Raw genomic sequence first — 11,473 nt, 5'->3', positions numbered from 1 at the left:
ATATAATGGAGTATATACTTAAAAATGGTATTGTTTATGATCCAGCTAATGGAATAAACGGAGAAAAAATGGACATAATGATTAAAGATGACATTATTGTCGACAGTGTTTCTCCAAATGCTGAAGTAATTGACGTAACTGACAAAGTAGTTATGCCAGCTGGAGTTGACCCTCACGCTCACGTTGCAGGTCCAAAATTAGTAGTAGGAAGGTTATACAGACCTGAAGATTCAAGAAGAGGAGTAACCCAAAAAACTAAAATTTTAAGATCAGAATCAGGATTCTCTATCCCAAGTTGTCCTGCAACTGGTTACAGATACTCAAGATTAGGTTACGGTACTGTTGTAGAAGCAGCTATGCCACCTCTTGAAGCAAAACACACTCACGAAGAAATCGCAACTATTCCTAACATAGATGTTCCAGCATTATCCTTATTCGGTAACAACTGGTTTGTAATGGAATATGCAAGAGAAAACAACATTGAAGATTTAGCAGCATTTATCTCTGCATGGTTAAAAGTATCCAAAGGATACGGTGTAAAAATCGTAAACCCTTGTGGTAGTGAAGCATGGGGTTGGGGTATGAACGTACACGGTTACAATGACAAAGCACCATACTTTGACGTAACCTCCAAAGAAGTTGTACAAGCATTAGCTAAAGCAAACGAAAAATTAGGTCTTCCTCACTCAATCCACATCCACCCTAATGATTTAGGACACCCTGGAAACGTACCTACAACTCTTGAAACTTTAGATTCAATTAAAAACATTAAAAAATCATCTAAAGCTACTATCAGGGATCAAACTGTACACATTTGTCACCTTCAATTCCACTCCTACGGTGGAAACAGCTGGAAAGATGCTGACTCAGGTGCAAAAGAAGTTGCTAAATACATTAACGGTGCTGACCACGTAACTTGTGATATCGGTCAAGTAACTCTCGATGAAACAACTACTATGACTGCAGACGCACCTATGGAATACGACTTATTCAAATTATCCGGATTAAAATGGGCTAACAAAGATATTGAATGTGAAACCGCTGCTGGTATCATTCCATGTATCTACGCACCAAAAGCTCCAGTTAGTGCCTTACAATGGGCTATTGGTCTTGAATTGTTCTTAAGAATTGACGACCCATGGAAAGTATGTTTAACTACTGACCACCCTAACGCAGGTCCATTCATAAGATACCCAAGAATTATGTCCTGGTTAATGAGTAGTGACAGAAGACAAGAAATGATGGACAACGAAGTTCACAAATGGGCTCACAAAAGAACTGGTCTTCCAGAACTTGACAGAGTTTACGACTTCTATGATATTGCAACTATTTCCAGAGCAGCACCTGCTAAAATCCACGGATTTGCTGACAGAGGAGCACTTACTCCTGGATACAAAGCTGACATTGCTGTTTACGACATAAACCCTAATGAAATTGATCCTAATAGAGAATACGCAGCTATTGAAGAAGGTTTCAACACTGCTTTATACACTATTAAAGATGGTCAAATATTAGTAAAAGATAAAGAAATCGTAAAAGTTAAAGAAAGTCAAAACATTTGGGTTAACGTAAAAGGATACGAAAACGAAGAACAAGCTGTAATTGATAAAATCATGCCATTCTTCACTCAATATTACTCTGTAAAATGGGAAAACTATCCAGTACATGATCACTACTTATCAAACCCAATTAGAATAGATGTTGAAAGATAAATGAGGTGTTTAGTTTGAAAACAATAACTTTCGATCAAATAAAAACTTCTTCAATCGCTTTAGAATTTGATGAGTTAATTCCAGATGAAATTTACACCTGGACTGAAGAAGATTTTGCAAAATATGAAGTTCCTGTTGGAAATTCCAGATTCCCAATTACAGATTACTTTGACATTACTGTTGAAGGAGAAGCTGCTGGCGCTGGCGATGTAAAAATGGTTCTCAACGGAGATTTAAACAGAGTTAAATACATCGGTTGTAAAATGTCTGATGGTGACATTGTATGTAATGGTAGCGTAGACCTTCACGTGGGTGCTGAAATGTCCGGAGGACACATTAAAGTATACGGAAATGCAGCTGCTCACGCTGGAAGAGAAATGTCTGGTGGTACTCTTGAAATTACTGGAAATACCAAAGAATTCACTGGTGCTTCTTACATTGGTGAATGGAGAGGTATGACTGGTGGAGAAATCATCGTTTACGGTAATGCTGGTAAACAATGTGGTGAATGTTTAACTGGTGGTAAAATCCGTGTCAAAGGTGACTGTGATATTTTAGCTGGTATTCACATGACCAAAGGTATTATCGAAATTGATGGTAACGTAAACCGTTGGCCTGGTGGACAAATGAAAAACGGTACTATCGTTATCCACGGTAAATTAGGTAGATTACTCGAAGGTTTCATTTACAACGGTATCGTAGAAGATCCTGAAGTAGATGGAGAAACCTTCAAAGGAAAATACATCAAATATACTGGGGACATTGGTCTTAACGGTAAAGGTTCTTTATACTTAGACGCTGAAGCTAACAGAGAAAAAATGTCTGAATATGGAGAAATCGACGACGAATATACTTCAATTAGAGAATACAGGAATTTATAATTCCTTTTATTCTTTTTCTTTTTTGGTGGTTTCAATGGTTGAAGAAATTAGAATGCCTGTGGATGAAGCAATTGAGTATATTAGGAACAATGTTCAAATTAGGGATATTTTAGAACTTTCTTACAATAGGATTTTTGCTCCTGGTGAAGTTTTAAATATTATTGAAGAAGACGAACAGACTGGAGAAGGTCTTAGGGTTAGCTTACAATTAAATGGTGAAATCTTAAACCAGACTGTTGAAATTGATTTTAACGAAATTAAAGATGATTTAATTGAATTCCGTCATATAAATGATGATGGAGAAAGAGTTATCGAAATCGAATAATTCATTTACTTTTTTTTTAATAAAATTTAAGTTATTGAAAATCATCAATAACTAATTTTTGGGTTTTACTTTTATTCCAACTAAACATGCAAAAGTAGCTATTACACATAGAATAGTTGATATAATAAATGTTGTTTGTGAACTTACTATCAGATTTTTAAAGTTAGATGTGCTTATTATAACATCTCCCATTATCACTGTAAAAATAATTGTGAGCATAGCTAAGCTAGTGCTTTGTCCAACCACTCTCATAAATGTTACAGCCACTGATGCAAATGGGCTGTCTTCTGGAGGAACAGCACTCATCACAATATTCGTAATCGGGGATGTGAATATTCCAAATCCGATACCTTCAAACATCATGGCAACTACAATGACCCAAAGTGGTGTGGCTTGATCCAAAAAGATCAGCATTATCAATCCGAGAGTCACTATTGCCATACCTGAAGCAGCTAATTTTTGAGCATTGACCTTGTCGGATAACCTTCCGGATATTGGTGCTATGATAGCCATTGTTAAAGGATTCACAATCAATATTAAACCTGCAGTTTGTGGATTGAGGTTCAATATGTACTGGAAATGGTAGTTCAACAGATAATTCACAATGAATGTAGCTATATAGCTTATGAATGAAGCGCTATTTGCTGATAGAAAGACTTTGTTTTTAAATAATCTTATTTTGAATACCGGATTTTTTACTTTAAGTTCCCATATGATAAATGAGAGCAAAAGAACCAAACCAATTGCAGTAACTACAAATCCGATTATTGAGTTAATTATTGTAAACCCGTATATTGTGAGCAATATTCCAAACCCATAAAGAATGCATCCCAACTTGTCCAATCTTTCATCCTTATAAAGCTCCCATTGTTTTTCAACTTTACTGAACAATAGCCATATTACTATTAGGCAGAACGGTATTGGGAAGTAGAATATTCCTCTCCATCCCAGATTGTAGGTTAGGATTCCTCCAAGAACAGGAGCTAATGCGAGGCCTATGAATACGCAGGATATCAATATTCCCAATGCACTTCCTCGCTTATGCTCATCAACGTCAAGCACTATGATTGTTGTCATAACATCATAAGCAAATGCAGCTCCAACTCCCTGAAATGCCCTAAATATTAACAATGATGCCATATCAAATGAAAATGCAGTAAGAATGGCTCCGATTAAAAACAGAACCATTCCTATTATGAATGAATTTCTGATTCCTATTTTTCCGGATATCTTACCAAAAGGTACTGTAAGCACAGCTACCGTAAACAAAAACAAATTCATTACCCAGTTTTGCTCCAGATTTGTCAATCCGAATTCTTTAGCTATTTCCGGCAATGCCACGGTAGGTGCTGTTGATATGAATGCTACAATAAATGCAGCTATTGAAGCAAGCAGTATAACATAATCCGATCGGTCAAACTTTTTCATATTCATTAATATTTGATTTTTTAATTAAAATCATTTTGCTCCAACAATTTCACTTATTTTTCGGTGCTGATTAGGACATATGTCAACTGTCAACTTTTAAACGGACTATAATCGTTTTATAATCATTCCTATCCTATGATAGTCATTGAAATCCGTTTTCCTTTATAAATTTATTGGATGGTGATGATTTAAATATCGTTTCATGTAAAAGTATTTATAATAAATAACTTAATTATTAATTAAAAATAATGGGGTGATAGATATGGAAAAATTTGAACTATCTGTAGAAGAAGCGGTAGATTTTTTAAAAGAAAATCTTGAGATACATGACACTCTTGAAATTGCATACAATAGGGTTTTTGCTGAGGGTGAGGTTTTAAACATTGATTTTTCCAAGTACTTCGGAGAACCTGGGTTTAAAATTTTAGTAAGTCTTGATGCAGATTCAATTAATCCAACTATTGAGATAGATGTGTATGAAATTGCGGATGATTTAATTGAATATACTATTTATCATAGAAATGGTGAAGAGTTATATGTATCAGTAGTTGATAAATAAGTGAAAAAAAGAGTAGCTACTATTATTTTAAATGTAGCTATAATTATTTTTTATTTTTAATTATATTCTATCCATTTCCTCAAATGGAATTAGCTTTTCCATAGCCTTAACATTGATGTCAATATTCTCTTCTTTTATGGCAGCAATCTGATTAAGGCCACTTCCAATTACAATACCGAAATTATAATTGTCTACTTTTGCATTGTAAATCAGCTCTCTTGGTTTTCCTATCTTGTATATTGAAAGACCGATTGACTTTAATGTCTCCAATGTTTCAACGGCATGGTCTCTGGAAACATATGGGATTTCCTTGATGGATGCCATAATTCTTTTTGTTCCTATTCTGTTGATATTTGTCATTCCTTTAGCTATGAACACTTTATGTGGATCTATTGAAGAACCGTTGTATGAAATCAGGTCAATGAATAATGGAGGTTCCGAAAGTTCCAACAACCCTCCATATTTCGGGGTTATCATGATTCCATTCTTTATAAGAATGCCGTCGGTTGTCAGGCTGCAGATGGTTCCAATTCCAAACCTGTCCTCATCATAGGGATGGTCGATGATTTTATAGAAAGGATTCATATATTCTGGGTTCTGATTATAGCTGTCTTCCATTATTGTCATTACCTTATCAAAATGATCTTTATCCAAATATGAAATGTTGGCCAGAATATTTCCTTTTTTGGTATTTATATCAAAATCCACCTGTTCTATCAGGTTCAACATTTTTGAAAGTAAAAATGGTGTTTCCTTATAATGATTTTTGTCTGACGGTTTTAAAATGAATTCGTCGATTTTTCCAAGACTTTTAAGGTTGCTGAAGTTTTCTATCTCTTCAGCTATTTTAATGTCGATATTGCGATTCTGTTCTTGAGCTACACAGAATGGAGTTACTCCTCCAATAATTCCTATTCCTATCATTCCTTCACTAACTGGAATTCCTAATGTGCTTTCTCCTTCATAACCGATATCCAGTACTCCACCAATGCCTATTTTTTCCAGTTCATTTACGATATTTTCCACCTTTTCCCGTAAAATGCTAGGCACTATTCTAAAGTTGGCAGGAATCACTCCTTCTCCAGTTTCTATTACATCTGAAACTGAAGTCATTTCTTTGACTATAAATGCATCTAATGGCGGTATTGATGTTTTTTTGTATGAAATAAGCTCTACAAATTTTGTAGGTTTATAATCTTCAATCTTCAGAAGTCCTCCATATAATGGATGGGACAATATTCCTTCGTTTAGAAAAATTCCATCGATTGTTGTTCCGCAGATGGTTTTAACGTTGTATTTGTCATCATCAACTTTCTGGAACTTAACATAAGGACTTACACAAAGGCCACTATCGAATGTTTCTTTTACTAGATTGAGAGTTTCCTCATCATAAACAGTTGATGTGTTTACAACAACATTTCCTTTTTGTGTTCTATAATCAAAATCGGTTAGATATATCATATCCTGGAATTTTGAATAGATGGAATCTACTTGATCGTAGATTAATCCTTTTTCGAGTTTTTCACGACCTAAATCAGTAATCTGTCTGCCGGAGTAACCCATCTTTTCCGTATAGCCTTTTTCATCGAGAATTTGCATATGGTATCTTACTGCACGTTCTCCAAGATTAAATCCCTTATTCTTTAATTCGGTAGCTATTAATTTGGATCCGGTAGGTTTTTTTTGTTTATTTAATATCCTCAATATTTCAATCATTCTATGTTCTGATTCTGTCATGAAAAAACTCCTATGAAAAGAAGTAAAAAAAATAAAAAGTTAAAATACTTAGATATCTAAGTATTTTCTTTGTTCGTATCCGAATACTTGTACACGGTATTCGTCCCATTCTTGGTATTTCAATTCTAAGAATTTTTCACTGATGTGTTCACCAAGAGTGTTGAGTATGTATGGGTCTTCTTCAAGTGCGTGGTATGCTTCCCATAAACTGGATGGTAAAACCTTGATTCCACGAGCTTCTCTTTCTTCTTCAGTTAACTCGTAAATGTTGATTTCGGTTGGTTCACCTGGGTCGATTTTATTTTGGATACCGTCGATACCAGCTTCTAACATTACAGCGAATGCTAAGTATGGGTTACATGCTGGGTCAGGTGATCTGTATTCGATACGGGTTGCTTTTCCACGTGCTGCAGGAACTCTGATTAATGCAGATCTGTTTTTAAGACCGTATGCTCTGTATACTGGAGCTTCATAACCTGGTACTAAACGTTTGTATGAGTTTACGATTGGGTTAGTGATTGCAGTTAATGCAGGGGCGTGTTCAAGTAATCCTCCCATAAAGTGCATTGCATCTTTGGATAATCCGGTTTCACTGTCTGGGTCGGAGAATAAGTTTTTGTCACCTTTAAATACGGATTGGTGACAGTGCATTCCACTTCCATTTACTCCGAAGAATGGTTTTGGCATAAATGTAACTTTGTAGTCCATTTGGTCAAAGGTAGCCATATTGTCTACGATAGCTTTGATTGCTTGTTTGAAAGTAATTACTGCATCTGCAGTTTTCAATGCATCTTTAAATTTGAATGCGATTTCGTTTTGACCTGGAGCTACTTCGTGGTGAGAAGCTTCTACTTCAAAGTCAAGTTCTTCTAAGTTTAAGGTTAATTCTCTTCTGAAATCTGGTCCCATGTCTAATGGTTCTACATCGAAGTATCCTGCTTTATCGTATGGCATTGGATATCCTTCATCGTCAATGTCAACAATAAAGAATTCTGGTTCTGGTCCGATGTTATAGCTTAATCCGAGTTTAGCTATTTTTGCTAATGATTTTTTCAAGATTCCTCTTGGGTCTCCTGCAAATGGTTTTCCTTCTGGGGTCCATACGTCACAAATGAATCTACATACAGCAGACTCTTCAGGTCTCCAGGATAATCTGGAATAAGTGTTTATATCTGGTTTTAAAACAAGGTCACTTTCGTTAATGTTTACAAATCCTGCAATGGAGGATCCGTCAAATAACATACCTTCTGTGAATAAATCTTCCATTTCATCTTCTTTAAATGGGATAACAATATTTTTTACAGTTCCGTTAATGTCAACGAATTGTAATCTTATGAATTTAATATTGTCCTCTTTCATTTGTTTAATTACATTTTCCATTAATTCTTCATTAATTTCGCTCATCAAATCATACTCCTTGATTAATTGAGATGTGAGTCTAATAGTCGGAAATGTTTTTCCAACACTGGAAATATATTTCCACCTCATATTATATAAACATTTTGAAAAAAATTTTAGATTAAATATTATAAAAAATAGAAAATATTGTTGATTTGAACATAATTTTTTATATTTTTTAAAAAAAGTGGCTATTTTTATTAAAATTAATTATTCATGTTCATCATATTTAAAGAAAAAAGCAAGGCAAATCCATTTTCGCAGATTTGCTAATTTTTTTAAATTACAATGTTTCAACGTTAAAACTATTGAAATTTAAAAGATCATAGGTCAACAATTGTGGGGCTTCTAAAACCTCTCCTATTCCTGTGATTATTTTAAAGGCTTCCATAGCCTCCAAACATCCGATTATATTGGGATTAGGTCCAATTACAGGTGGAACACCACTGGTCAATTGTAAAACTTCATCAATTACTTCTGGGGTCAGTTCTTTTCCGTATGAAGGCAATCCGAACATTGATTCATAGCTGACGTCATTTTCTGGTTTAAAGACAGTAAGTTGCCCCATTGTGCCGTGAATTGCACCGTGAACAAATGGGATATCATTTTCTTTCGCATATCTGGATACTATAATTCTTGTAATCAGATTGTCAACGGCATCTATTACAATATCCGAATTTGAAATTATCATTTCGATATTGTCCTCATCCAGTCTTTCGTTAAATGCTGTAACTTCGGTATATGGGTTTATTAGTCGGACGGTTTCTTTTGCTACTTCGCTTTTGGAAATGCCAATTTTTGTTAGGTCTGATAATGCTTGCCTGTTTAAATTTGATAAATCAAACCTGTCCTCATCGACTAAATTTAATTTTCCTACTCCCATACGTGCAAGCATGCTTATAGCGTCTCCGCCAATTCCTCCACATCCGATTACGGATATTTCGGCATCTTTGAATCTGGTCTGTTCGCTTTTTGTTACAATACTCATTTGACGTGTTACTATTTCCCAGTATCCGTCTCCTATAAATCTGGTTGGCATGGTTTTTATTATATTGATTTTGATAATTTAATTTTTCTGATTATAACACTGTTATTAACCATACTATAAAAAAAGTTTAAAGTAAAATTTCTGTAAAAAAAGTTTATAAAAAGTTTTCCTGGGATTTAAGGATGCCGGGAGCGGGATTCGAACCCGCGGCCTCACGGTATCCCAGGAATTGTCAGAGCACTGCTTAATTACCCTATGAGCCGTGCGCTCTAACCAGCTGAGCCACCCCGGCACAGTATGTTAATATATTATTTTTTTATTTAATATAAACATTTCGGTAATCATACTTTTTTGTTTAATAATTGTTCCCTGTATGGATTTTCATTACTGATTAAAATGGAGATGGTCTTAATAAACTGGACAAATATGTAAAGTGTAGGAATTACAATAAGGTTGAGGATTATGTTCACGATGCCGATGTTTACAGTTCCACCTACAATCGCATATTCATCAATAATTAAGTTTTCAACTATCAATGTCAAAACAACAATCCAGAGGAATTTGGAAGTTTTCAGGTTCAATATCAAGTTAACTATATCCTTGATTTTAAAACCGGCTTTTATGGACTCATCGTTTAAGAATACATAGATCATTGAAGTCATTGGAAGAAGGCTAAGCACACTTACAATTAAAATTTTAACTATTTCAATCGGTTCCTCATAGCTTGGAAAAATGGTCCCGGCACTATTGAAAAATCCGTATGCTGCCTGTGTAACTATTAAGTAAAATGTAAAGAAGATTATTTCCCTCAATCCCTTTCTTAAAATTTTTCTGGAATCCTGTTTAGGTGTATTTTCCGGATTGCTTATCACTTCCTCTACAATATAGCCTATAAATCCAACATAATAGATATAAAAAACGGCAATCAATATTATTACTAGCAAGATCAAATAATTTTCAGTATCGGTTTCCAAAAGGATTTGGAGCATATCGTTTAATAAAATTAAAATTCCCAATGTCAATATTGCTTTTTTATTGGAAATTGTGTATTTTAAAGATATTTTCAAAATATCTTTCATGGGCTTGTCTTTCATTGACAGTATTTTTGTTTTTAATAATAAAATAATTTTATATGGGATTTACGAATATTTAATAAACAATAATTTTAATAGATTATAATATTAGGTGATGTTATGAGTAAAGTAAAAGACATGTCACTTGCAAGTGAAGGTGTAAGAAAAATCGAATGGGTTCAAAAACACATGCCTGTTCTTGAACACATTAAAAAAGAATTTGAAGAAACAAAACCTTTTGAAGGCATTACTATTGGATCATGTTTACATTTAGAACCTAAAACCATCAATTTAGGTCTCACTTTACAAGCAGGAGGAGCAGAAGTAGCTATGACTGGTTGTAATCCATTATCAACTCATGATGATGCAGTAGCTGGTGGTGTGGAATTAGGTCTTAATATTTATGGTTGGAGAGAACAAACCGACGAGGAATATTACGAAACCATCAACGCAGTTCTTGATCATAATCCTGACATCATAATTGATGACGGAGCGGACATGATTATGGTTCTCCACAATGAACGTCAGGACGTATTGGAAAACATTATGGGTGCATGTGAAGAAACAACAACCGGTGTTCACAGATTGGAGGCCATGAATAAAGATGGAGCTTTAAAATTCCCTGTTGTTGCTGTAAATGATGCTTACACCAAATATTTGTTTGATAATAGGTACGGTACTGGACAATCAAGTTTTGATGCTATTATGGGTACTACAAACATGTTGATAGCAGGTAAGACTATTGTCGTATGTGGATATGGTTGGTGCGGTCGTGGAATCGCAGCAAGAGCACAAGGGCTTGGTGCAAACGTTATTGTAACTGAAATCGATCCTATCAGAGCACTTGAAGCTAGAATGGATGGTTTCAGAGTAATGAAGATTAGGGAAGCAGTAAAAGAGGCTGACTTGATAATTACAGTAACTGGTAACATCAACATTATTCATGGTGATGATTTCAAATATATGAAAGATGGCTGTATGTTAGCTAATTCAGGTCATTTCAATGTGGAAATAAACAGAAACGATTTGGAAGCTCAATCCGTCAGTGTAAAGGAAGTACGTGAAAGTATTGAAGAATTCACTATGAAGGATGGTAGAAAAATTTACTTGCTAGCTGATGGAAGGCTTGTAAACCTTGCAGCGGCACGTGGACAAGGCCATCCAGCAGAAATCATGGACATGAGTTTTGCTGTTCAAGCACTTTCAGCCAAATATATCTTAAACAATGAATTGCCGATTGATGTTCAAAAAGCACCAGACAAAATTGATGATACTGTTGCTCGCTTAAAATTAAAATCTATGGATATTGAAATAGATTCATTATCTGAACGTCAAAAAGAGTATATGAACAATTGGCAAGAAGGAACATAAT

The 11,473-nt window shown here is 34.7% G+C and carries 10 protein-coding genes and 1 tRNA gene; 5 read left to right on the top strand and 6 right to left on the bottom strand.

All coding sequences use genetic code 11. The annotated features are described in order from the left end of the window. The first annotated feature begins 2 nt into the window (after positions 1 to 2). Genes Q4P18_RS03440 through Q4P18_RS03430 form a run of 3 tightly spaced genes read left to right on the top strand, consistent with a single transcriptional unit; the run spans position 3 to position 2,918 of the window. Positions 3 to 1,712, top strand: coding sequence for a formylmethanofuran dehydrogenase subunit A (locus Q4P18_RS03440; protein ID WP_303335924.1), 1,710 nt, complete (start codon positions 3 to 5; stop codon positions 1,710 to 1,712). A 5-nt stretch (positions 1,713 to 1,717) separates the two neighbouring features. Next, positions 1,718 to 2,593 carry a formylmethanofuran dehydrogenase subunit C gene (locus Q4P18_RS03435; protein WP_303335609.1) on the top strand — a complete coding sequence of 292 codons (876 nt, stop codon included), beginning with the start codon at positions 1,718 to 1,720 and terminating at the stop codon, positions 2,591 to 2,593. 34 nt (positions 2,594 to 2,627) lie between these two features. Next, complete coding sequence (locus Q4P18_RS03430) at positions 2,628 to 2,918, top strand: DUF2097 domain-containing protein (protein ID WP_303335607.1); 291 nt, start codon at positions 2,628 to 2,630, stop codon at positions 2,916 to 2,918. 51 nt (positions 2,919 to 2,969) lie between these two features. On the opposite strand, the gene Q4P18_RS03425 is transcribed toward Q4P18_RS03430, so the two are convergent. Beyond that, positions 2,970 to 4,346 (bottom strand): MFS transporter, encoded by a 1,377-nt coding sequence (locus Q4P18_RS03425; RefSeq protein WP_303335605.1) that lies wholly within the window; start codon positions 4,344 to 4,346, stop codon positions 2,970 to 2,972. A 262-nt stretch (positions 4,347 to 4,608) separates the two neighbouring features. Here Q4P18_RS03425 and Q4P18_RS03420 point away from each other — a divergent pair, with 262 nt between their 5' ends. Further along, on the top strand, positions 4,609 to 4,905 hold the full coding sequence (locus Q4P18_RS03420) for a DUF2097 family protein (RefSeq protein WP_303335603.1): 297 nt from the start codon (positions 4,609 to 4,611) through the stop codon (positions 4,903 to 4,905). A 60-nt stretch (positions 4,906 to 4,965) separates the two neighbouring features. Here Q4P18_RS03420 and Q4P18_RS03415 read toward each other — a convergent pair whose 3' ends face one another. From Q4P18_RS03415 to Q4P18_RS03395, 5 genes are all read right to left on the bottom strand, one after another. Then, complete coding sequence (locus Q4P18_RS03415) at positions 4,966 to 6,642, bottom strand: DUF128 domain-containing protein (RefSeq protein ID WP_303335602.1); 1,677 nt, start codon at positions 6,640 to 6,642, stop codon at positions 4,966 to 4,968. Between the two features lie 48 nt (positions 6,643 to 6,690). Beyond that, positions 6,691 to 8,046: a type I glutamate--ammonia ligase gene (gene glnA / locus Q4P18_RS03410; RefSeq protein WP_303335600.1), complete on the bottom strand. Its 1,356-nt coding sequence runs from the start codon at positions 8,044 to 8,046 to the stop codon at positions 6,691 to 6,693. A 277-nt stretch (positions 8,047 to 8,323) separates the two neighbouring features. After that, entirely contained in the window at positions 8,324 to 9,079 is a 756-nt protein-coding gene (locus Q4P18_RS03405) for a HesA/MoeB/ThiF family protein (RefSeq protein WP_303335599.1), read from the bottom strand. A 132-nt stretch (positions 9,080 to 9,211) separates the two neighbouring features. Further along, a tRNA-Met gene (locus tag Q4P18_RS03400) sits at positions 9,212 to 9,320 on the bottom strand. A 49-nt stretch (positions 9,321 to 9,369) separates the two neighbouring features. Continuing rightward, positions 9,370 to 10,107 carry a hypothetical protein gene (locus Q4P18_RS03395; protein WP_303335597.1) on the bottom strand — a complete coding sequence of 246 codons (738 nt, stop codon included), beginning with the start codon at positions 10,105 to 10,107 and terminating at the stop codon, positions 9,370 to 9,372. Between the two features lie 114 nt (positions 10,108 to 10,221). Between Q4P18_RS03395 and ahcY the strand changes: the two genes are divergently transcribed. Then, complete coding sequence (ahcY, locus tag Q4P18_RS03390) at positions 10,222 to 11,472, top strand: adenosylhomocysteinase (protein ID WP_303335594.1); 1,251 nt, start codon at positions 10,222 to 10,224, stop codon at positions 11,470 to 11,472. Position 11,473: the final 1 nt, after the last annotated feature.

The sequence above is a fragment of the Methanobrevibacter sp. genome (assembly GCF_030539665.1).
Lineage (GTDB): Archaea > Methanobacteriota > Methanobacteria > Methanobacteriales > Methanobacteriaceae > Methanocatella.
The sequence above is the reverse complement of the archived record's forward strand: the minus strand, read 5'-3'. Positions and strand labels throughout refer to the sequence as shown.